Here is a 21,536-nt window from a genome sequence, read left to right on the forward strand (position 1 = left end):
AACGCCGGAATGACGAAAAAGGCGTTTTGCCTCGAATTGGGGATCAGTACCGGGAACTTCGGGGATTGGAAGCGGGGAAAGTCCACGCCAAGTACAAATAAATTGATTGAGATCGCTGCTTTCTTCGATGTCAGCCTGGACTGGCTCATGACTGGAAAAGAGAAACAGGCGGAATACGTGCAGGACCAAAGAACGGAATATATCTCCACCGATAAAGACTGGATTTCGTTCATCGGCACGTTAACCGAAGCCGAGCGAGCTTTCGTTCGGGAATATATCGAGTTTGTTCGTTACCGGAGGCGAAAGTCCGGCCGGATGGACAAATAATTCCACTTTACTTTTGAATACTGCGAAGCTATAATAACCATGTTCGTCTGAACCTAGACTTAACATGAGCGGTAGTGGTGGAATGGCAGACACGCTATCTTGAGGGGGTAGTGGGCGTACGCCCGTGGAGGTTCGAGTCCTCTCTACCGCATTACAGAAGAACTTCTCGGAGGGATCCGGGAAGTTCTTTTTTTGCTTCTCATCGATTGGGGTGGGCGTGCGGCGTATGGGATGGTGATTTTTTGCACATTCTAATAAAATCTTGCGCAAAGTGCGTCAAATCAGGCCGTTTGGGCAGGTTTTCAAGTTGACACGCCGATAAAAATTCATTAATATGTCTAAGTACTAAAAGAGCTGCGCTCTGGAACGAAATTTGATAATACGGGTGATAACATGGCTTACAGACCGAATGTTGTAAATGTAACCAAGGCCGGCAGCAACGAAAATGACGGATTGTACGAGTTTATCGTGAATCTGGCCGATGGTACGGCGTGCCGCGTGTTTTACCACCGTAATCCCGAATGGCGGTTAACCAACGTCAGCAGGCTGCAAAAGACACCTTGCCCGGTCTGCCGTAAAGACTTCATTTGCGGATGTATGGAGAAGTTTACGGATGAAATCAACCGTCAGATGGTAGAGGGACAGTGGCTCGACAAGCTTACGTCCTAGTAAGAACGCTATGGCCAGCTGGCGACAGCAAGCACGGGAAATGTCCCGTGCTTTTTTCATATCCTTCTATAGATGAGATTTGCGTTACCCGCAAACAGGAGAGGGGGCCAAGAGCATGTCAGGTCAACCGGATGAACGGAATGAGCATGTGATCTTATTTGACGGCGTCTGCCATTTATGCCAGGGAGCGGTCAAGTTTATCATTAAGCGTGACCCGGCTGGGCGGTTCCGCTTTGCCTCTTTGCAGTCACAGGCCGGGAGCCGGCTGCTGCAAGCTGCAGGAGCGCATGAGGAATCATTGGACAGCGTCGTGTTGATTGAACGCGGAACCTATTATATCCGCTCAGATGCGGCTCTGCGCATTGCTAGAGGCTTACGGTACCCCTGGCCCCTGCTGTACGCGCTGATCGTCGTCCCGAAGGGGCTTCGGGATGCAGTCTATCAATTCATCGCCAAACATCGTTACCGTTGGTTTGGGAAGGACGAAACCTGCCTCGTGCCGACCCGGGAGCTGAAGGAGCGGTTTTTGGAGGATGGGTAGGGTTAAACGGAAACTATGAAAAAGCTCTTGTCTATCATCCATAATTGTGATATTCTTACTGTAAAATTTAGGAATATAGAAACGGAACGGTAGCACCGTCCATTACTCGATTGTTGAATCGGGTTATTGGGCGGTGCTTTTTTTGTTCTCGTTTTCCTTGAAGGAGGGGATTAAGATTCCAATCAAATTGGTGCTGGCCGTGCAAGAGGAGGAGTATATCGAACCATTTTTACAGTATGTACATGCGAGCGAGTTCGATCGGCGTTTGGTGGTGATCGCGTTTAGCCGGAAGGAGGCGTTTGCCCAATATATGCTGGAATCCGGCGGAGAGATCGATGCGGTGTTGGGTGACCCGGCATTCCTTGAGGCGGCGGAAGCCATGAAGCGCCCCGGGCTTTACTTCATTGAACTGGGTGAAGGCGGCGGATCACAGCATTCCGGTAGCTTACGCGTCGACAAGTATCAATCGTTGCATCAGCTGCTTTCTGCGGTGATCGAGCTCGTTCAGGGAGGCTCGGGCAAGGAGGTGCGCATCGGCGGGAAGCCTTTGGTCATTGGGGTTTATTCGACCGTAGGAGGCTGCGGCAAGACAACGGTGGCCCTGCATTTAGCCCGACAGCTGGCGACTGAAGGGGGAAAGGTGTTTTACCTGAACCTGGAGACGATTGGCAGCGAACCGCCGTTTGCCGGGCAGAGCTCAAAGGAGGGGAAGCCTGGATTGGCCCGGCTGCTGTACGACTTGAAGGCCGCGGAGGATCGGCGGGAACCGCCCCGTTTCCCGATTTCTGCGTATGCCTACAGGCATCCCGTACTGCAAGGGGATACGCTGGCTCCGCCGGATAATCTGAATGAGCTGCTGGAAATGGAGCGCAAAGATACGATGGAGTTAATCGAGTACATCGCCGGCAGCGGCTTGTACGATTCGGTGATCGTGGATATGGACTCCTTTCCGGATGGCCGTACGGAAGCGGTGCTGGAGCGGGCGGACCGCGTCGTTTGGATCGTTACGGATGACTGGGGAGTGATGCGTAAAACCGGGGGATGGCTGACCCATCTGGAACGAACTCGGCCGGATTTTTACCGGTCGCTTCTGAAGAAAACTCGCTTTACGCTGAATCGGCATACAGGCAAGCAGTTGACTGATTTGCCGCGGCCGGAGATGAAATTAAAGGCCACGTTATCGTATATTCCGGCCTGGAGTCAGGGCAGCCGCCAAGGGGAATTGCTGCATTCGCCGCTGTATCAACGCGATATGATTCGGCTTTGCCGCGAGCTCCAGGGCGAGGAACCGTCATTCGCTGGTGCGGGAGGGATCCATGATGGAGGAAGCGGACTTCACGGCCCTGCGTAATGAAATTCGCCAGGGGCTGGATGTCACCTCCGTTCTGAACGATGACCAGCTGATGGATTATATTGAGCGGCGCGTGTTGGAGGACCGGAGATTAAGCGGGGCGACGGCGGCTGAGAAGCGCAAATGGGTGCGCAGGCTGTACGATTCGTTTCGCGGGCTGGATGTCCTTCAACCCCTGGTTGAGGATCGCAGCGTCACAGAAATAATGATCAACAGCCATGAGGAAATCTTCGTTGAACGGGAGGGGCAGGTCCAGCGGATTCCCGTCCGCTTCGAGTCTCGGGAGCGCTTGGAGGACATTATCCAGATGATTGTATCCGGCGTTAACCGGGTAGTGAACGAATCGTCGCCCATCGTTGATGCACGCCTGCGGGACGGGTCGCGGGTAAATATCGTGCTGCCACCCATCGCTTTAAAGGGCCCAACGATGACGATTCGCAAATTCCCGGAACGGCCGTTGACCATGGAGCAGTTGGTTGCGATTGGCTCCCTGAGTGAGGAAGCGGCAGAGCTGCTGCAACGGCTCGTGCGAAGCAAATACAACATCTTTATCAGCGGCGGAACAGGCTCGGGGAAAACGACGTTTTTAAACGCCCTGTCCCAGTTCATCCCATCCGATGAGCGGGTGATTACGATCGAGGATTCCGCCGAGCTGCAAATCGTTACGGTCCCTAATCTCGTCTCGCTCGAAACCCGAAATGCGAATACGGAAGGGAAAGGCGAAATTACTGTGCGCGAGCTGATCCGATCCTCGCTGCGTATGCGGCCCAATCGGATTATCGTCGGTGAGGTGCGCGGGGCGGAAGCGCTGGATATGCTGCAGGCGATGAATACCGGCCATGATGGCTCCCCATCATGGGTATTGTGGAGGTCAATATAATCAAGAAGATGATATACACAATATCAATGATAGGAGTCCATCGTGGGTATTGTGGTAGTGAATTAGACATGGAGTCGTTAGTTGAACGAGATCTCTTGGATGTAAGCATCAAAAAACTTGTTTTTCACACCTTTAATTTTTCGTAAGTCGGTGTTTACTACAATCTTATCAAAGACAGTATGAATAATTTCTTTTTTCTCTTGATCATCGAAATACGCCCAGCCTTCTGCTAGTCCAACCAGTTCCTCAATTCGAGGTATGCCAGAAAAAGCCTTTTGTTCTTGTGCAATCCGTTGGCGAATCTCCTTCTCACGCTCATCCTCTTCAGCCATTCTCTTACGAATTTCCTGCTTCCCAATCAAGCCTTCAACAAACATGTACTGCCACTTTTCCCGACGTTCAGCTACTTTTGAAAGTTCGCGTTTGGCGCTGTCAATTGCACTTTTCTTTTTTCCTTCATCAGCAAATATTTTCATAGCCTCTTCATTAAGTTTTTCCATATCTTCTTGAATTTGATTAATGTACTGGAACACCAAATGTTCGATGTGTGTCTGGCGAAAGATAGGGAGATCACACGTCTTACTGTGATGACGGTTAGAGCAAATATAGTATTGAGTACGGACAATCCCTTTGGTTGTTGTTCTTTTTGTTGTCAATCGTCCAAACATAGCTGCTCCACAACGACCACAACGTAAAACGCCACTAAACCAGTATTCACCAACTTTGCTGAATCCGCCTTGAGATTTCCGTTTCATGTATTTCTTGAGTTCTTCATACTCCTCTTGAGTAAAAATAGGTTCATGTGATCCTTTACCATATACGCACTTTACCCTCTCATCTCGTTTGCTGTTAACGTATGTACCAGCAGGGGTCTTTGAACCAATCCTAATGATACCTGCGTAATATGGGTTCTCTAATGTGTAGGCAACGGTAGCATCAGTCCACTCTCGCCCTCTTCGAAGCTTACCCGAGCGATTCATAATCATAGCCACAGATTTATAACCTTTACCACTCATATACAAATCTCTGACTTCACGAATCAGTGCAGCCTCTTCAGGAATGAGTTGCTCGTCCTGCGTGTATCCATAGGGCACTACGCCACCTGGACGTCGCCCCTCCGCAACCATTTGCTCGACTCCGAAGCGTACACGCTCTGAGATCGTCCCACGCTCCCACTCAGCCATTGCACCGACAAGGGTGATAAAGAACCTCCCCATTGCTGTCGTCGTCTCAAAAATCTCTGTAGCGCTCTTAAACTTCACGCCATAAAGATCAAATGTTTTAAGTAGGGAGTGTAGGTCGCCTACGGAACGAGTAAGGCGGTCGAGTTTGTAAACGAGAACAACATCAAACAGTTTCTTCTCCATATCTTCCAACATACGCTGCATATCTGGGCGTTTTAAGTCTTTTGCTGAATAGCCATCATCAACGTAAAAGTCGTGTATGACCCAATCCTGTGATTCTGCAAAGCTGATTAAACGACTACGTTGCCCCTCAATGCTAAAACCTTCTTCTGCTTGCATGTCTGTTGATACACGAATATAGATAGCAACACGCATTTATACATCGCTTCCTTAAGCATTAATGTTTTGTGCATTCCAGGCTTCCCATCTATTTTTGGCTAAGTCGAGTGGAACGACAAATTCTTCAGCAATCCAGCGAATACCTTCATCAAGGTAATTGATGTGTGCAATATCGTCATGATTGATCATGTGAAGGGGTACAAGCAGATACTCTGCGAAATGTGCTGCTTGTATTTCGTGGCGCTGGATATGTAAGTTCGATATTTCTAAGTGGGAGGCTACATGTAGAACATGATGACACAACTCATGGGCTACGGTCTGTCGCCATTCAGGCAGAGATAACTGATCGTTGATATATAAACCGCTCCATCCTATTTTTGTGGGATGGGCGATACAATGACTGCGGATTGAAGTTGGAAAGACTTCGGCTTTACAAGCATAAGCGATGGCTTCGATGTCGATTTCGTGTGGGTAGTGGATATTGAGATAATTCAAGAGTTTATTCACTTGCTGCTCTAAGTTTAAGTTCATGAAACATCGTCCTTTTTCTTGGTGATTATGGTGTTCTAAGCTTTGAAAACACGTTTAAACGGAACGTATGTTCTGTTTAAACTGTAAAAGAAAAGCCCTAAAGGGCTATAGAATTATTTATCTTTCAAATCCCAAGCGGATTCGTCAGTGTCTTTTTCTGTAGGAGGTACTTTCTTTTTCTTTTTGATTTCTTCATGCCAGTAGCGAATAATTTCTTCCTTTTCTTCGTTTGAAGCCTCTAAAAAACCATCGAAAAAAATTTGTTCAAGAAGTGGTGGCTTTGGAGAATTAGTGATTGAATTCTTCAAGACTTGTCCGGAAATAATGGGTGAATCAACAGAACGTACATCTGATTTTCCTACGAGATAATCGATAGACACATTAAAGACGTTTGATATTTTTATGAGGGTGTCCATGTCAGGAGTTCTATTTCCATTTTCATAACCTGAAATGGAAACTTTAGTTAGGTTCAGTTTTGCACCTAGCTCTTCTTGTGTCCACTTATGCTCTTTTCTAAGTTGCTTTAAACGATAGGGAAAAGACAATTTAATCACTCCAGAACAAGTTCAATTAACTTAATAATAAGTTAACGAGCGGCTAACTTCAATGTAGTTAACTAAATAGAAATTATTCATTGACAATTCACTAAACGCTAACATATACTGGGTATAGTTCACTAATGGTTTATTCAAGGAGGTGCTGCATAGTGCTCTTGACTTTAAAGCAAATAAGAAAAAATAATAATAAAACTTGTCAGGAAGTCGCTGATGCTGTAGGGATAAGTAAGGTTTACTACTGGCAAATCGAGAACGGTAAAAGGAAACTTTACTATGATCTTGCAGTAAAAATAGCAGCATTTTTTAATATGTATCCTGATGATATTTTTTTACCTCAAAAGTAAACTAAATGAAAACATAATTTCAAAAAAGTATTCTTTATAGAAACTTTGTTGGAGGCGATTATTAGAATGCAAATCTCAAAACCATATAACCCTGGTTTATCTGAAAAAGCTTGGAATAAGCTGCACAAAATGCTGGCAGCTTTAAATATCAAATACGCTGCTGAGATTCAAGCTAGCCGAAAAGCAAAGCAAGAAAAAGCTATGTAGTAAGTAAAACGATGAAGGAGGTACTCTGATGGGAGCTGCGTTTGCAATACAGGTTATGACTGGTAAAGAGAACAATGTTAAAAAGCTGATGGAGTGGGCGTTTGCTCGAAATGAATCCGCTCAAAATTGGATCAAGGCAGTACATACATTTACAACAACTACTCGACGATTGCTCGGTCAGGGAAAGCTTGGAAAAGAGATTAAACGTGCTATTATGCCCGGTTATATTTTTATTGAAATGAATTACTCAGTCGATGAAAATAATTGCTCGGCGCATTTACCTGTCGATGTGTGGCATCTCATCAAGAGTATCCCCGGAGTAATAAAACAATTTACTGGCTCTGGACAAGTTATCGGAGCTGATGAGTTTCAAAAAATGCTCGGGCTGGAACCAGAAGAACAACAAGTTGAGATAGCAGTCCCTGTTGAAGAAACATCGGCATCTAATGAAGTCGATGAAGTTGAGAAAAATATGAAGAATGCTCTGCATGAAGTCAATATGGCCAAGACTAAGGAAGAGCGCGCGCAAGCACTAAAAGCTTTGGATGTTGCTGAACAACAGATGAATGTATTGGTTGAAAAGGTTTATGAAGAGCCGGTTGGAGTAGTAGCGAAGGAACTGAGTGGTATTCAGCAGCTTAAGAATCGTATGGCTGAAAGGGTACGAGCATTTGTAAGAAATAACAAAGAAATTGTGAGTTTTCCAAGAACCTTTTTGGACAAAATTATATACTCTGTTGATCTTCAAAGCAAATGGCTGCAATCACCGCGATCATTGATAACTTTATTGTTTAAATATCTTCGTGAGCCAGGTGTTAGCTGATGGAAGCACCATTACTAGAAACGAGCACAGGCCATGTGGTGTACTTCATCCATCCACGTAACGGTAGTTTGAGTGAGGAGGATACCTTTGGTGTAGCGCGTTGGCAGCCGGAAAACGGCGGTGAACCCTTTGCCATTAAAGGCAATCTTTACGGAGTAAACAAAGGGGAGCGGATTACTGTTCATGGTAAGTGGGAGACTCACCCCAAATATGGACTACAGTTTGCTGTAGATCACTGGGAGCGGCCTTTGCCTAAAACCAAGGACCAGATTATTTCCTTCCTCAGTTCTAAATTCGTCAAAGGGTGCGGAGTGAAAACTGCTGAATTGATCGTTCAAAAGCTCGGTGATCGGGCACTGGAACGAATTATGCATGAGGGTGCCGCTTGTCTAATGGGTATTAAGGGGATTGGCACGAAAAGTGCAGTTAAAATTGCAGATAGCATTAAAAGCAATTTTGAAATTCAGCAGATTATGATGACGTTGTTGCCCTACGGAATTTCTGCGGATATTGTCACCAAGATGTACAAGCAGTGGGGTAAAGAGTGCGTAGATATAGTGCGGCGCAATCCCTACCGGCTAACTGAGATTCGGCTAATTGGGTTTCTTAAGGCCGATGAGATTGCTATGGCAATTGGTATTAGTATGGACTCACCGTATCGTCTGAACGCAGCGTTGCAACATGTTCTTGGTGAAATGTGCTATGGAGGCGGTCACTGCTTTGTCTTTGAGCGTGATCTGATTGAGCGTACTAAGGAGCTTTTAAGGGGAGTTTCAGAGCAGGACATTGAAAGAGAACTGCAACTGATGGCTGCCCATGAACAAGTGGTTTGGGAAGAAGATAGGATTTATCCGAAGCACCTGTATATCTATGAAAATAAACTTGCTCATAAGCTGGCTTGCATGGCAACCCGGAGTGGCAGAGCTATGCCTTTTTTAGAACCGATGATTCGCGAGTATCAGCTGCAACACGGAATTGTACTGGCTGAAAAGCAACGTGAGGCAGTTCGAGAACTGTTCAGGCAACAATTGTTGATCATTACCGGCAATCCAGGCACAGGTAAAACCACTGTGGTAAAGGCCATGATTGACATCTATAAAAAGCACTATCCAGAAGCAACCATTGGGCTATGTGCGCCTACAGGCCGTGCGGCTCGTAAACTTGGAGAGCTAACAGGCATGGACTCTTCCACTATTCATATGATGCTTGGATTCCGTCTTGGTGCTGAGCCGGAGTATGGCGAGAATATGCCTCTGCCCTTTGATCTGATATTTATTGACGAAGTGTCAATGAAGGATTTGCAGCTTGCATATAACTTGTTTCAAGCCATCGGGCCAAATACAAAAGTGGTTCTTATAGGAGACAGCGACCAACTTCCATCTGTGGGGCCTGGAAATGTGCTGCATGACATGATCGCTGCTTGTATTCCTCATGTACGTCTAACAGAAATCTTTCGTCAAGCCCAAGAAAGCCAAATTATAATGAACGCTCATCGTATAAATCATGGTGAGCAGGTCGTCATTGATAAAACCAAAGATGATTTCTTTTTCATCGAGCAGCCCGAGCCGGAACGAATTGCTCATCTGGTCGTACTTAGTGTGCTAAGATTCTTGGACAAGGGGTATAGGTTGGAAGACATTCTTGTGCTTTCACCGATGAAAAAAGGGGTTATTGGTACGGAAGAATTAAATAATGCACTCCAAGCGGCGGTGAATCCACCGGCATTAGATAAAGCCGAGATAAAGACCGCTGGGCGCATCTATCGTCAAGGAGATAAGGTTATCCAGACTAAGAATGATTATGATAAACAGGTATTAAACGGTGATATAGGGACGGTAATTGGTACGATATCCATCAAAAATGAAAGTGGTGAGTTGACGGATGAAATAGGGCTTGCTTGTGATTTTCACGGGAAAGTAGTGGTCTATAGTAAGCACGAACTAAAGGACTTGCTCTTGGCCTATGCCATTACCATACACAAGGCTCAAGGTGGACAAGCCCCTGTAGTTATTATGCCTGTCTCTACCAGCCATTACGTTATGTTGGCTCGAAATCTGATCTATACTGGCCTGACGAGAGCAGAGAGGGTTTGTGTCATGATAGGGACTCGCAAGGCACTTAGTATGGCTATAAGCAACAACAAGATGGTGCAGCGTAATACAGCACTAAGTGAGCGGATTGAGAGTAATATGCTGAGTATTCCTACAGGGCAGAGGAAGGTATATGGATAAGATTGGGACGTTAAAGCAGACACTTCAACAGGCAGAATTGAAGGTGAAAAGGCGAACTGAGATTGATCTAAGTAAGGTCAATGATGAAGAAGCCAAGGCTAATGAACAAGGGTTCATGATTGTACGCAAAAGGCAGAGAGCAGTAAATCAAACAAGGTTCTCTCAAACCATTGATGAAAATATAGCTTATCTATGTCAGATTCAATATTTAACCAGTGCTGAGTTTAGCTTTATCTTTACGCTTGCCCCAATGCTCAAAATGAACGTTAATGCTATTGTCGATCCTACATCCGGGCAATATTGTTCCGTGTCGGAGATTGCAACATATCTGAAGCGAAGTCGGCAAAAGACAAGTGAAATGATATCTGCATTAATTGAAAAAGGGATTATGTATGAATTCGCCAATGTTCATGAACTAAAAATTTACGGACGTCATGTCACTCGGCGTCCGTTTTTCTTGAATCCAGAGATTATATGCTGTGGGGATAAAAATAGGCTTCAAAGTGGGATTGTCCAACTGATGATTCATTACAACATCTTGGAAAGGTCTGGAGTGAAACTGCCGATCAAAGCCATTGTTGAACCACATAGTCAGTATGGAAAGTTGGTTAAGAGAAAGAAGTTTTTGGAAGTTGTAAAAAAGCAGAAGGGAAAATAATACAGTTCAAAAAAATACAGGTTTTTTGCGAGCAGGGGGTGTCACCAAAAGGGGACACATGTGTCACGAAAAGGTGACACCCAAAAATGCGGAAAAATGCTTATGTATCAAGGGTTTCGCGATTTTAGCGGGTGGTCTTCTTTCTTAATCTATATAAAATACAGAGTCCATGGAATTCAGGAGGAGATGAAATGATTGAGGATAACAAAAAACGTGCGTATTCAATTTAACTTTGGTGAAGATGATGAAGATACATACGATATTGATCTTCAAATTTCATGGGAAGCATCAAACGAAACAGAGGTCAAAAAGTCGTTGGATGAAGCGGTACGAAAATGGATCAGAGAAAATGTGAGTTATACATGGGAAGAGGTTGAAGTTGAGGAGGATGATCCTTAAAACTCAGGGCATGCGCGTGCGCACCATGAACAGTCTTTGAAGCGCCGGCTGTGGTGGGTGTCACTTTGGCGAATGGGCTGAGGGGCACTGGAGGGAGGAACAGGGAGCGCTAAGCAGGCATGTAGTTCGAAATTTAATGCAACGCAATAGATAGCCTTTGACTGCTTATCAGGTCAGAGGCTTTTTGTATTTTATAGAGAGTGAGACAACTCTTAAAAAGTAAAAACGGAGGAATTCGATATGTCTGAAAATGTATTTAAAGTATCTTCAAAATCTTCGGTAAACGCACTAGCTGGTGCTGTGGCTGGCGTTATCCGCGATGGACGCGATGGAAAGGTGAAGCTGGAGTTACAAGCCGTTGGTGCAGCAGCTGTCAACCAGGCGCTTAAAGCTGTAGCTGTAGCTAGGGGGTATGTATCATCCCAAGGTATCAACCTGACTTGTATCCCTGCTTTTGTGGATGTTGTGATCGAGGGGAAACAGAGAACAGCTATGAAACTGATTGTCGAGTCTGGTAGCAACTGATAGAGACAATTTCCTGTGAGGGGGTGAAAAAATGTTCTTTGCTGATGAACAACACAAGACTAACTTTCAGCGGATTGCAGTAAAGTTCCCAGAAGTGAAGAAAGCAAGAGATTATTGCGCTGCTTGTTATATTGGGTCATATCCAGAGATATATAAGTGTTTCTCATTGGAGAAGCAGAAGCATGGGCCTTTTGATTGGTATTTTGATTACCTGGATGATCCAGAAGATTTTGTGCAAAGAAGGGATCGTGGGGAAACGTCAGGTGATACGGCTCCACTTACTGGACAGACGAGACGATTGGTCGAACTTGGCTTGAACCTTTGGAACGGTCGTGATTTCGACTTATCTGATGGATTGAATTCATGGGATCATGAATTATATCTTGTAGCGCTCCAGGCCATTGATTTACGCCGTAATTCCCCTGTCTTGTCATTAGCTAAATAGAATGGAGGAATCGTTCATATGAGCACATTAACAAAGCCTGAACGAATTCGTAGTAGAGAAAACATCCAGAACATACGTGAAGAATCTGGACATACCTGTGAGTACATTGACCCTGTTACTGGAGAACGTTGTAGTCATCCAGCAGAAGGTGAACCTCATCATATTCGTACTCGTGGGGCTGGCGGGGATGATCGAAGGGAAAATCTAATTCATTTGTGTGGTTGGCATCATAGACTGTTTCATGATGGCAATTTGGACAGAAATGAATTAATAGCTGTCGTTGCCAAGCGTGAAAGGCTAACACCAGAGGAAGTGGCGGATATTTTGAAACTGAGCTATCAGCCTCCTCCAGCCCAGCCAGCCCCTCAGCCCAAGGTTGAGGAACTGCTGCAAGCGTATATCCAGATTGATGAACAAGAGCAAGAAACAAGGTTCGTTAAAGGGCAGTTGCTGGATGCAATGTTGGCTGCCGGAGCCAAGCAAAAATTCCTGTCCTCGCAGATTGGAATCAGCCCGGCGCAAATTCGGGAGCTGGTGCATGTCTATCGGACGTTCCCTACACCTGAATCGCGACATCCTGCATTGAGCTGGTATCACCATCGAGTAGCTAGCCATTCAAATGAACCGGCTGCTATGTTGATTAAAGCTGGCGATGAATCCATGAGCACTAGAGAATTGCGCAAGGCCATTCTGAAACAAGAGGGGGCGGAACAACTTGTTAAGCAAGATGAAGATCAGGAGCAAAAGAAGGCTCAACGATTATTGGTATCTGTACAAAAGATGCTGGCTACCGGAGGCGAGGCCTCCAAGTGGCTTTTAAATGAATTAAAGCAGTTGCTTAAGGAGGAGCAAAAGTGATTTTAGAAAATGTGCTAAATATACTTGATCATAATCATGCTAGGCGAGTCAGTAAACTTTCAATGTCATTAGCGCGTCAGTTGGGACTAAGTGAGCATGAGATTCATCTAATAGGTCAGGGAGCCTTGTATCATGACATTGGTAAGATAGCTATTCCTACGTCATTGACTTCAAAAGAAAAATTTAATGAAGAGGATCGTAGGTTGATGCAACGACATGTTGAGTACGGCCTATCCATCTTGTCTGTACATACAGGTGAAGAGATGGAAGCGGCGAGGGCGATTATTGCTTCACATCACGAGCGTTGGAACGGACAAGGATATCCCCATGGTCTCATGGGTGAAGCCATTCCACTGTATGGTCGCATTGTTGCTGTATGTGATGTGTTTGATGCTCTATGTTCTGATAGACCGTACAAGGCGGCTTGGCCTGCAAGTAAAGCGCTAGACTATATTAAAGGTCAAAGTGGTGAGGCATTCGATCCAAGAGTGGTCGAAGCATTCTTGCAGATGATGGCAGAAGGTGTCGCAGTATGAATGGGGCATCTCATTTAGTAGGTGGAGTGACCGCCGCAGTTGTGCTTGGCATCCACTCTCCAGCCCAGCTTGCGGTTGTAGCAGTTTCATCCTTACTGGCTGATATAGATCGTAATAATAGCTTGCTAGGGCGTTTTATTCCTGTTTTGCCGAGTATGCTGGAGTCTACTCTTGGAAAGCGGACATTGACACATAGCATCCTATTTGGATTTTGTATATGGTTATTGCTTAGCGTTCATTCAAGCTGGCAATGGCCTTTTTTGATTGGTTATGTTTCGCATCTGCTGTTGGATGTCATTACAGGTAGAGTTGCTTTACTGTGGCCGATTCCATGGAAATTCGGCATACCGCTCTTTGGTATACCTCCGGTATTTGTGGAGACAGCAGCAATGGCAGCTTGGGGAGCATGGATGGTACTTGGCGGCTATAATTATTTCTATATCACTTAATCAACCAACATTGAGGCTCCTGCATATTGCGGGAGCTTTTTTGCTTTTATCGAGAACATATGAAAGGAGGAAACCAAGATGTTTGCAGGTTGGATTAGCAAAAAGTATGGCATTGCGTGGTCAGTAAGTGAGTATCGGAAAGACAAACGAGTAGGAGTATGCAAATGAAGGAGGGTATCCAGTTGAAAAGATTTAAGCAAATTATTCTAGTCATGATGACGGCGTTGTTATTTATGTTCAGTGTTGTCCCTGTTCAGAATTCTGTACATGCGGATAGCATTAAAGAGAGAATCCAAGGCAGCCAAGGCAGCGAAGTATCTAATTTGGAGAAAAAGGTAGATGAATCAACCACTGCGGGTGTTGATATGGCACGCCGGATTTTTGTAACGCTCACAATTATCTTTGGGTTGTGGCTTGCTATCAGTTATTTTCGGGCAGGTTTTTCCCCAGACACTTTAAGAGAGACGAAAGGGAAAATTGTGTTTTTCCTTGCTTTCTTAATTTTGTCGTTTTGGACAGAAGATATCTTGGGCGCGGTCTTCGGATTATTTGGTATAGATCTGTCGAAACTGTGAGGAATTACTATGTGGGGAGAATATCATCCGATACCGTACAAAAGCGCGATCAAAGAAAAGTTCATTACGGTCTTTGGCATTGGCCTAAGTCTTAGTCAAGCGGCATGGTGGACAGTTGGGGGGTATTTGTCTGTTCAGATGTCCAAGGTGGTTCCGCGCATTGGGACAGACTGGTTTTATTCAAGGCTCCACTATTCCATACCGTTCTTAATCTGCATGTATCTTTGCTATTTCAAACATACCGGGACTAACCTCCCGGTATGGAAATATTACTACTTGATGATAAAGCTGAGGCTTCGTAAGAGACAGTTTCTTTACAAGAAGGGAGGGGCATGAAATGGCTCTGCTGATTATTGTTGCCTTAATCGCCGTGGCATTATATTTACTGAAGTATCGAAAAAAGGAACAGCCGCTTACTGTTCAGGAACTAATCGCGAATAAATCCAATATCACATGGGATGGGCTTGCTCAAAACGGTAATGTATATCGTTTAGTGGTTGAAGTTGAACCTATCAACTTGGATAACGCATCCATTGAGGAGAATAAAGCGGTGTGGCTTAACTTCCTTGGACTCATTAACACAATCTCGTTGCCGGTTACATTCATCGTACAATCCCAACTGTTTGAGATGAAGGATTATACGGATGCCTACGGACAATCGGTTCAGGAACTTCCTGACGAATATCCGGACTTGAAAAAGTCTGGTGACATGGTAAGGCAGTATTTGATAGAGAGTTTAGATCAAGGCACGATCCGAAATTATCACGGCTATATTATTTTTGAATACGACCCTTTGAAGGCGGAAACAGGAGTGGCAGGGGCAGGGAGAATGAATGCGATTTTAGACAAAGCCGCTCCTAAGAAAAATAATTTGTCGGAAGAAGAAAAGTCTGATTTGGCATTGCAAGTATTGGAAGAAGCAGAGAACATTTTATATGGTTTCTGTGAACAAGTAGGAATGCGATATCAGCGTCTGGATAAGGCAGGAGTATGGAATTATACCTATCAAACTTTACAGCGTGAGCTGGCTCCACAAGTGCGGATGATCGATGCAATACGATCAGATTCATTCAAAAGATTAAAGCACTCTTTAACACAGGAAGAGTTGCAAAATGCGTAAAGGAACCTGGTCAGATGCAGTTAAAAGGGTCAGGAAGAATGAAATTGATCAAGTTCCATATAGGCCCGGAGTTTGTCCTTGTGGGAGTGTAAGATTTTCATTGAGTTATTTAGGCGGTCAGCTTATTCGTACATGTAAAGCTTGTGGAGATAAATTAGCGGTATAAGAAGGTGGAATAGAGGTGTTCAGTTTTTTAAAAAGGAATAAAGAGGGGCTAAGAAATGAAACCCAGCTCCTTCTTAATACAGGGAAGGCAAGCGGAGTTGATTTTGCCGCCCCATCATTTATTCGAGAAACAATACCGAGAGATATAAGCGCTAACCAAATTAAGCTTGATGACTATGCAGTAGAAGTCGGTGGTACGATTACGCCAACTCGATATTTCCGTAGTTTTTATGCTGAGATTTCTTCGGGCAACACTTGGGCAGGTATGTTGGATTCTCTAATTCGTGGTGATCATGGTAAAGGGGATGTGGATTTAGCGATCCACGTTCACCCTTCATCAAACGACCGGGAACTGGATGAAATCGGCAGACGGATAGCGGGATTGATATCGGATTTGGCTGACGAAAAGGACGTTCGCAAAATTGATGCCATGAGAGACGAAATTGCCGACCTCAAGGAACGACAAAAACGTATTCGTTTAAACGTGGAACGCAGTTTCCGGGTCTCTATTCAAGTGATCGTCAGCGCCCCTGAGTGGAAAGAACTCATGAAGTTGTGCCGTTCACTTGTTCAGCGGTTTGCAGGGAAGTCGATCTATCTACGTTCGGCTGATGGAAGGCAACTTGCAGCTTTGCAATCTGTCATGCCTACAGCCCCCGAAATACAGGTATCTAAGGAACACTATCTATCACTGGAAAGCTCCAACGTGGCTGATCTTTTTCCGTGGGGGGGAGGCAGCTTAAATCATCGTAGTGGCGTGGTAATTGGTAAAGATCGTATGGGACGTCCGGTGTGGCTGGACAACTGGCATCCAGAACTAGCGAATTATAATATGTGCATCATTGGACGTTCTGGTGCCGGGAAAACGTTTGTGACCATGTTAGTTACACATCGTTCCTCACATCTAAGAAGGCAAATTGGAATTATTGATTGGAAGGGAGAGTACGGCGACTTTCTTCGTGCTTTGGGCTGCCCATTTATTGAACTCCACGAGCATTCTAAGCATCGTATCAATCCATATGATGTTGACATTACAGAACTTGCAGACGGGACAAGATTTGTTGATATCGAAGAAGCGGCGAATTCTGTACAGGCATTAGTCTTTAAAATGATTTCTGTTTATGACCGAAGTGTATTAACCGGCGAAGTGAAAGTATTTATTGGTCGAGCTATAAGACAGCAGTATGCGGAGTACGAGATAACTACAGACCCTGAGAGTCTGTACACGACGGATCAGATTGTACAAGATGGCATTTTTCGGACTGGGAAAGTAAGAAAAGCAATGCCTGAACTAGTTGGGCTGTATGATAAGATGAGCAATCATAAAAGCGAAGCCATTAGAAAGGCGAGTGAGTTATTACAACCATTTACCCGCAAGGGTGAAATGAGTTCATACGCTATTTTTGATGGTCCTTCTACAGTAGAACTGAAGAATGCACCAATCTTTGGTTTTGCGATTAATCGCCTTGATCCGGAAATCATGCGTCCTATCGGTTTATTTGTTACTGAACGCTGGATGATGGAACGCTGGGCGAAGAAACATCCAGAGGTTAAGAAACTCCTCATCATTGAAGAATGCCAGAATATATTTCTTGACGAAGATTTTGGAGCTGTTTGGGCAGAAAGTGCGTTTCGTGAAGGACGCGCCACTAATACAGGGATTGTTCCTGTTACTCAGGGGTTGGAGGTGTTTACTCGCTCTCAAGCTGGAATGGCTGCCATTAAAAACAGCCCGATTAAGATTATCGGCATTCAGGAGGCGCTGGATATTGATGCTGTGCGCGGAAAACTAGCGTTAACTGAAGGAGAAGCCGACTTCCTTGTTTATCAAGCTCGCAAGGGAGATATGCTCGTCAAAGTTGATAATCAATCGGCTATCGTACATGTAGATGCATCCCCATATGAGCATATGTTGTTTACCACAGACCCGAACGATCCGTTATACGCGGAGCGTAAACGATATATCAAGGAAAGAACTAGGGCTGAGGGAACAGCATAGGAAGGGAGGGAATAAGCTTGCGCCGCATTACGATCATTTCGTGTTTATTTCTAATGCTGGTTCACAGTTTTGCTCTTGCAACTCCTGCCTTTGCAGCCGAAGAAAAGGGTATTATAGGTAAGCAAGTCGAGGAATATTATTCGGACGAGGATAACAAGCCGGGATTGATGGAGCGAACCCTTTCTGATGTCCTCATTGGAGCGGCTAATTTTTTGATAAAAAAATTTAATATGAAAGATGTAACTTTGCTGGTATTCGGCAAAAATCCCGAAACATCCAATGATGGGTTCTTGCAGGGGGGTACGGAAGACCTTCGATCAAGTTTATACCTTGGAGTATTTTCCGAGGGAATGATGGATGCGATAGACGCGATCTATACTGCTTTGGAACGTTTTATACCGTATCCTATTTTTATTGCTCTTATACTGATGGCTTTTTTACTTCTCTGGCACGGATACACTGGAGAAGGCAGAACAAAGGCCAAAGATTATGCAACAGCCTTTGTTGTTGGACTAATATCTTTAAGATTTGGTGTGTATTTGTGGAAGTTCGTTGCTACGATTGTTAGCTGGTTTACGGATTTAATCTGGGCGGTTATGGTCGATTACGGACTTCAGCCAGGACTCTTCCTCAATACGATTTGGGGGACAGGTGAAGCTGGGTATGATGATATGGTTAGCTATCGGGGATTTATCGTTTCCATTTTGGTTCTGCTGGCTGCGCTTATGACAGCAAAACTAAACTATGACTATACCATGCGATCTATTAATCTAATGATCCTACTAGTAACGTTTGTTGCATGCTGTATGTTGACCTTGTTTCCTCGTTATCGCAACGCTTTGCAAACATGGTGGGATCAATTTGTTGCCAATATGATATTGCCCGTTGCCCATGCTTTGGCATTAGGGCTATTTTTTTTCTTGCTCTATTTTAGTAGCGATGGTGTATCTAATTGGGTGATTGTGGCGTACTTATTTGGCTTTTCCTCCATACAAAATCTTGTTCAACGTCTCTTGGGAACAGAGCAACCAGATACCAAAATGGGTCGAGCATTAGGTTTTGGTACGTTACTTGCAATGGGTAAAATGTTTTCTGGAAAGAAATCGGGAAAAGCACAGTCGGCTGGTGGCGGCTCATCTGAATTGATGGGCGATACGTCTTCTGGTGATGTTGCGTCCGCTGGTACAGCAGGAGCTGTTTCTAGCGGCTCATCATCTAGGGTAATGTCTGGTGCAAAGCCGAGTTTCAGAAATAGGGCGACGAATATAAGTAAGAAGGCTGCTGGATTTGCTCTAAATCAAGGAGCAAAAGGCGTTGGGGCCGCTTTAGGAGCCACAGTTGGATTAATGGCAGGTAAGCCATTAGAAGGAGCATTTGTAGGTGGGGCTGTTGGAGGAGGAATTGGAAAAAGTGCTCAGTTGGTAGGAAAAGGCGGTATGTGGTTAGGTAAGAAAACTTACTCCGGTGCACAGAAGGTCGCAGATTGGGTTAACAGCGGTAGAAGCGGTAGAGAGGAAGCTATAGAAGAACCGACACTTGTAACCGATCACGATCAACCGTATGAAGAAAAGCCTATGCAACGTTCGACAACTGTTGTAACTGAACAGACCTTTAGAACAAAAGCAAAAGGTGGAGGTGTTATCAACGAGGGTGTAGCTATAAATGGCGGGAAGTTTGATGGGGATATAACGGCAATTAATACTGACAAAGGAACAAAGACACAGGGTAAGTCCAACTTTGCTGAGACTGGGCCGGCTCGTGCTCGTGGATCCGGAAGTGCTTCTGGAAATGCTGCCGTAAACCGGGGAGTTAGAACCAACGGTGGAAATTTTAAAGGTGACATTATTTCAGATGGTGGAGAAGTCACAGGAGGGGTCATGGATGCCAATAAAATCAAGAATGCGAATGGTGAAACTGTAAATTCATCTTCAAGAGAAAATATTCCGTCTCCAAAATCAGGGCCTGATAAGTCTCCATCAACTGGAGGTAAGCACTATAATTATTATGTTTAGGGGGAAAGAATGGATATTGAAAAAATACTAAAGCAAGGAGGACGAGTACTCCTTAACAAAGCATTAAAGCCGATATTGAAAGCTATTCTTCCTTATGTACTGGCTATTGGAGGGATTGCACTACTGCTGTTTTTGCTCTATTTTATGATCTTTGAGCTTCCGAAGCAGTCAGTGATAGGGACGTTCGATACAATCAAGGATCGTACATCTGGTTTTTTCTATGGTACCAAAGAAGACTCAGATGAACAGTTGTTTGATGAGTATCAGGCTATTGCTGACCGCTGGCATGAAGAGTTAACAGCAGAGCAAGAATCTCAAGTCCAAACCTATGCATTGAATTGGCAGTGGCTGGCTCAGGTGGATCGTTCACTCAACGATCCATCTTTTTTTAACGCATTTTTAGATGAAAACGTCAAGGAAGTAGTGCTGAAACCAGAGGAGACTTTTAAAGAAGTACGCCCCAAGTTCACATGGAAAAGTTCTGAGATTGTTACGGTGAAAGAGGTTTGTCTTCGAAATGAAGATGAGGATGGTGAGGTTACGTACGAAAAGTCAACAGTGACTGAACGTCAGCCCGTTCTTCTTCTGAAAAAGGCAGAGACGATTCAAAATGATTATGTCTATACTTATGATTCAGAAACAACAACTGAAACTTCCCCATCTCCATGCGGTGATCTGACGACAACTGTAACCCAAGACAAATTACAACGGATTGAACCGATGTACAGTGAAGATTGGGAGCCATTAAGAGAAATCCTTAATGCTCATGGTGCCAAGAGAGTAGAAGATCAGGATTTTCTTCTGGAATACTGGCTTTCATATCTTTCAGATGGTGACGGGGAAGGTGATTCCTTAATTGGATTTAATCCAGTTGGAGGAGAATTAGTTTGGCCGACAGAGGGGAGCAAGATTACATCCACTTTTGGCAGCCGAGTCCATCCAATTACGGGAATTATTAAACTGCATGCAGGCGTGGATATTGGGGTTCCAATAGGTACACCTGTCTATGCTGCGAAGTCGGGAAAAGTGATCTTTGCGGATTACATGGGGAATGCAGGTAATGCAATCATGATTCAGCATGATGGTATAGAAACAAGGTATTATCATCTTGATAAAATTAAGGTGGAATCGGGTCAAGAGGTTGAAGCAGGGGAAGAAATTGCTGAATCAGGGAATACTGGCGGTTCAACAGGCCCGCATTTACACTTTGAAGTGCGCGTAAATGGAGAGCCTGTGAATCCGCTGGTTTATTTCGGTTACGATGAATCATCCGATATATTGACTTACCGCCCTTTGGATATTCCTGTATTACTTGAATGGTTAGGCAAACGAAATTCAATGTTGGCTACAAAAGAGATATTAACCATGATTGACGATGCGGCAAAAGCTCAAGGAGTTGATCCTTATTTGCTAATTGCCATAACTGGAGCAGAACAATCCTTTGTTCCAAAAAGCAATAAGTATGCGGATAAGATAGTGAAGAATCCATGGAATGTCTTTGGAAGCTGGCAAGAGGGGAGGGGGGCTGAATTAACAACCAAGGATGCCGCTATAATTGCGGCTAAGACGATAGTAAAGCTTTCTAAGGGAAAGCCCAGTACAGTTAGTCCTATTGCTTGGTTAAGTGATCCTGAAAATCCAAACGGGGTATATGCAACAGGAACAAATTGGGTTAAAAACGTAACTAGTATTTATGAACAATTATCTCAATTAGGGGATTGACGGGTGTCCAAAGTCGAGATACAATAGTATTGCCCTTAGCGAAGCTATGGACTTTTAACTGTAAAAATATACCAAAACAACAACCTCTA

23 protein-coding genes, 1 tRNA gene and 1 pseudogene are annotated in these 21,536 nt (G+C 44.6%); 22 read left to right on the forward strand and 3 right to left on the reverse strand.

Annotated features, from left to right (window positions below):
• Positions 1-9 precede the first annotated feature (9 nt).
• The 6 genes and pseudogenes from ACL02P_RS23715 to ACL02P_RS23740 form a co-directional block, all read left to right on the forward strand.
• Entirely contained in the window at positions 10-327 is a 318-nt protein-coding gene (locus ACL02P_RS23715) for a helix-turn-helix domain-containing protein (RefSeq protein ID WP_050769818.1), read from the forward strand.
• A 68-nt stretch (positions 328-395) separates the two neighbouring features.
• Positions 396-478: transfer RNA gene (locus ACL02P_RS23720), tRNA-Leu, on the forward strand.
• A gap of 242 nt (positions 479-720) precedes the next feature.
• The gene (locus ACL02P_RS23725; RefSeq protein WP_009226482.1) at positions 721-996 is read left to right on the forward strand and encodes a hypothetical protein; all 276 of its coding nucleotides are present in this window, start codon (positions 721-723) and stop codon (positions 994-996) included.
• 115 nt (positions 997-1,111) lie between these two features.
• Positions 1,112-1,537 carry a thiol-disulfide oxidoreductase DCC family protein gene (locus ACL02P_RS23730; protein WP_009226483.1) on the forward strand — a complete coding sequence of 142 codons (426 nt, stop codon included), beginning with the start codon at positions 1,112-1,114 and terminating at the stop codon, positions 1,535-1,537.
• Positions 1,538-1,670: 133 nt separating this feature from the next.
• Positions 1,671-2,888: a hypothetical protein gene (locus tag ACL02P_RS23735; RefSeq protein WP_157273520.1), complete on the forward strand. Its 1,218-nt coding sequence runs from the start codon at positions 1,671-1,673 to the stop codon at positions 2,886-2,888.
• Positions 2,857-3,744, forward strand: a pseudogene (locus ACL02P_RS23740) (CpaF family protein); the annotation flags it as partial. The gene ACL02P_RS23735 and the pseudogene ACL02P_RS23740, both read left to right, overlap by 32 nt.
• Positions 3,745-3,845: 101 nt before the next feature.
• Here the strand turns inward: ACL02P_RS23740 and ACL02P_RS23745 are convergent.
• The 3 genes from ACL02P_RS23745 to ACL02P_RS23755 form a co-directional block, all read right to left on the reverse strand.
• The gene (locus ACL02P_RS23745) at positions 3,846-5,327 is read right to left on the reverse strand and encodes a recombinase family protein (RefSeq protein WP_144871066.1); all 1,482 of its coding nucleotides are present in this window, start codon (positions 5,325-5,327) and stop codon (positions 3,846-3,848) included.
• A 15-nt stretch (positions 5,328-5,342) separates the two neighbouring features.
• Positions 5,343-5,822, reverse strand: coding sequence for an ImmA/IrrE family metallo-endopeptidase (locus ACL02P_RS23750; RefSeq protein WP_009226487.1), 480 nt, complete (start codon positions 5,820-5,822; stop codon positions 5,343-5,345).
• Positions 5,823-5,935: 113 nt separating this feature from the next.
• A complete protein-coding gene (locus ACL02P_RS23755) occupies positions 5,936-6,367 on the reverse strand; it encodes a helix-turn-helix domain-containing protein (protein WP_009226488.1) in 432 nt (143 codons plus the stop codon).
• Positions 6,368-6,528: 161 nt separating this feature from the next.
• Between ACL02P_RS23755 and ACL02P_RS23760 the strand changes: the two genes are divergently transcribed.
• The 16 genes from ACL02P_RS23760 to ACL02P_RS23835 all read left to right on the forward strand — a co-directional run bounded on the left by ACL02P_RS23760 (position 6,529) and on the right by ACL02P_RS23835 (position 21,447).
• Complete coding sequence (locus ACL02P_RS23760; RefSeq protein ID WP_009226489.1) at positions 6,529-6,723, forward strand: helix-turn-helix transcriptional regulator; 195 nt, start codon at positions 6,529-6,531, stop codon at positions 6,721-6,723.
• A 66-nt stretch (positions 6,724-6,789) separates the two neighbouring features.
• Entirely contained in the window at positions 6,790-6,930 is a 141-nt protein-coding gene (locus ACL02P_RS23765) for a hypothetical protein (RefSeq protein WP_156124767.1), read from the forward strand.
• A gap of 28 nt (positions 6,931-6,958) precedes the next feature.
• Positions 6,959-7,753, forward strand: coding sequence for a transcription termination/antitermination NusG family protein (locus ACL02P_RS23770; RefSeq protein WP_090725968.1), 795 nt, complete (start codon positions 6,959-6,961; stop codon positions 7,751-7,753).
• A complete protein-coding gene (locus tag ACL02P_RS23775) occupies positions 7,753-9,984 on the forward strand; it encodes an ATP-dependent RecD-like DNA helicase (protein ID WP_412838208.1) in 2,232 nt (743 codons plus the stop codon). The genes ACL02P_RS23770 and ACL02P_RS23775 overlap by 1 nt, the downstream gene beginning before the upstream one ends.
• Positions 9,977-10,642, forward strand: coding sequence for a hypothetical protein (locus ACL02P_RS23780; RefSeq protein ID WP_412838209.1), 666 nt, complete (start codon positions 9,977-9,979; stop codon positions 10,640-10,642). Before ACL02P_RS23775 ends, ACL02P_RS23780 begins: the two co-directional genes overlap by 8 nt.
• 213 nt (positions 10,643-10,855) lie before the next feature.
• Positions 10,856-11,041: a hypothetical protein gene (locus tag ACL02P_RS23785; RefSeq protein ID WP_156124725.1), complete on the forward strand. Its 186-nt coding sequence runs from the start codon at positions 10,856-10,858 to the stop codon at positions 11,039-11,041.
• Between the two features lie 240 nt (positions 11,042-11,281).
• Entirely contained in the window at positions 11,282-11,566 is a 285-nt protein-coding gene (locus ACL02P_RS23790) for a stage V sporulation protein S (RefSeq protein ID WP_412838210.1), read from the forward strand.
• A 31-nt stretch (positions 11,567-11,597) separates the two neighbouring features.
• Positions 11,598-12,011: a hypothetical protein gene (locus tag ACL02P_RS23795; RefSeq protein ID WP_412838211.1), complete on the forward strand. Its 414-nt coding sequence runs from the start codon at positions 11,598-11,600 to the stop codon at positions 12,009-12,011.
• A gap of 18 nt (positions 12,012-12,029) precedes the next feature.
• Positions 12,030-12,869, forward strand: coding sequence for an HNH endonuclease (locus ACL02P_RS23800; RefSeq protein WP_412838212.1), 840 nt, complete (start codon positions 12,030-12,032; stop codon positions 12,867-12,869).
• Positions 12,866-13,405: an HD-GYP domain-containing protein gene (locus ACL02P_RS23805; protein WP_412838213.1), complete on the forward strand. Its 540-nt coding sequence runs from the start codon at positions 12,866-12,868 to the stop codon at positions 13,403-13,405. Before ACL02P_RS23800 ends, ACL02P_RS23805 begins: the two co-directional genes overlap by 4 nt.
• A complete protein-coding gene (locus tag ACL02P_RS23810) occupies positions 13,402-13,854 on the forward strand; it encodes a metal-dependent hydrolase (RefSeq protein ID WP_412838214.1) in 453 nt (150 codons plus the stop codon). The genes ACL02P_RS23805 and ACL02P_RS23810 overlap by 4 nt, the downstream gene beginning before the upstream one ends.
• 182 nt (positions 13,855-14,036) lie before the next feature.
• Positions 14,037-14,429 carry a hypothetical protein gene (locus tag ACL02P_RS23815; protein ID WP_412838215.1) on the forward strand — a complete coding sequence of 131 codons (393 nt, stop codon included), beginning with the start codon at positions 14,037-14,039 and terminating at the stop codon, positions 14,427-14,429.
• Between the two features lie 337 nt (positions 14,430-14,766).
• Positions 14,767-15,549 carry a hypothetical protein gene (locus ACL02P_RS23820; protein WP_412838216.1) on the forward strand — a complete coding sequence of 261 codons (783 nt, stop codon included), beginning with the start codon at positions 14,767-14,769 and terminating at the stop codon, positions 15,547-15,549.
• Positions 15,550-15,730: 181 nt separating this feature from the next.
• A complete protein-coding gene (locus tag ACL02P_RS23825) occupies positions 15,731-17,713 on the forward strand; it encodes a VirB4 family type IV secretion system protein (RefSeq protein ID WP_412838217.1) in 1,983 nt (660 codons plus the stop codon).
• A gap of 17 nt (positions 17,714-17,730) precedes the next feature.
• Entirely contained in the window at positions 17,731-19,725 is a 1,995-nt protein-coding gene (locus tag ACL02P_RS23830) for a hypothetical protein (protein WP_412838218.1), read from the forward strand.
• A 9-nt stretch (positions 19,726-19,734) separates the two neighbouring features.
• Complete coding sequence (locus ACL02P_RS23835) at positions 19,735-21,447, forward strand: M23 family metallopeptidase (RefSeq protein ID WP_050769774.1); 1,713 nt, start codon at positions 19,735-19,737, stop codon at positions 21,445-21,447.
• Positions 21,448-21,536: the final 89 nt, after the last annotated feature.

The organism is Paenibacillus sp. MB22_1, assembly GCF_047200555.1.
In the GTDB taxonomy this organism is placed as follows: domain Bacteria; phylum Bacillota; class Bacilli; order Paenibacillales; family Paenibacillaceae; genus Fontibacillus; species Fontibacillus phoenicis.

Bases quoted from the DNA above. Each gene is read 5' to 3' on its own strand.
- ACL02P_RS23765 (WP_156124767.1), top strand. From the start codon at position 6,790: ATGCAAATCTCAAAACCATATAACCCTGGTTTATCTGAAAAAGCTTGG.
- ACL02P_RS23730 (WP_009226483.1), top strand. From the start codon at position 1,112: ATGTCAGGTCAACCGGATGAACGGAATGAGCATGTGATCTTATTTGAC.
- ACL02P_RS23715 (WP_050769818.1), top strand. From the start codon at position 10: ATGACGAAAAAGGCGTTTTGCCTCGAATTGGGGATCAGTACCGGGAAC.
- ACL02P_RS23725 (WP_009226482.1), top strand. From the start codon at position 721: ATGGCTTACAGACCGAATGTTGTAAATGTAACCAAGGCCGGCAGCAAC.
- ACL02P_RS23745 (WP_144871066.1), bottom strand. From the start codon at position 5,327: ATGCGTGTTGCTATCTATATTCGTGTATCAACAGACATGCAAGCAGAA.
- ACL02P_RS23770 (WP_090725968.1), top strand. From the start codon at position 6,959: ATGGGAGCTGCGTTTGCAATACAGGTTATGACTGGTAAAGAGAACAAT.
- ACL02P_RS23810 (WP_412838214.1), top strand. From the start codon at position 13,402: ATGAATGGGGCATCTCATTTAGTAGGTGGAGTGACCGCCGCAGTTGTG.
- ACL02P_RS23800 (WP_412838212.1), top strand. From the start codon at position 12,030: ATGAGCACATTAACAAAGCCTGAACGAATTCGTAGTAGAGAAAACATC.
- ACL02P_RS23750 (WP_009226487.1), bottom strand. From the start codon at position 5,822: ATGAACTTAAACTTAGAGCAGCAAGTGAATAAACTCTTGAATTATCTC.
- ACL02P_RS23790 (WP_412838210.1), top strand. From the start codon at position 11,282: ATGTCTGAAAATGTATTTAAAGTATCTTCAAAATCTTCGGTAAACGCA.
- ACL02P_RS23780 (WP_412838209.1), top strand. From the start codon at position 9,977: ATGGATAAGATTGGGACGTTAAAGCAGACACTTCAACAGGCAGAATTG.
- ACL02P_RS23835 (WP_050769774.1), top strand. From the start codon at position 19,735: ATGGATATTGAAAAAATACTAAAGCAAGGAGGACGAGTACTCCTTAAC.
- ACL02P_RS23820 (WP_412838216.1), top strand. From the start codon at position 14,767: ATGGCTCTGCTGATTATTGTTGCCTTAATCGCCGTGGCATTATATTTA.
- ACL02P_RS23775 (WP_412838208.1), top strand. From the start codon at position 7,753: ATGGAAGCACCATTACTAGAAACGAGCACAGGCCATGTGGTGTACTTC.
- ACL02P_RS23795 (WP_412838211.1), top strand. From the start codon at position 11,598: ATGTTCTTTGCTGATGAACAACACAAGACTAACTTTCAGCGGATTGCA.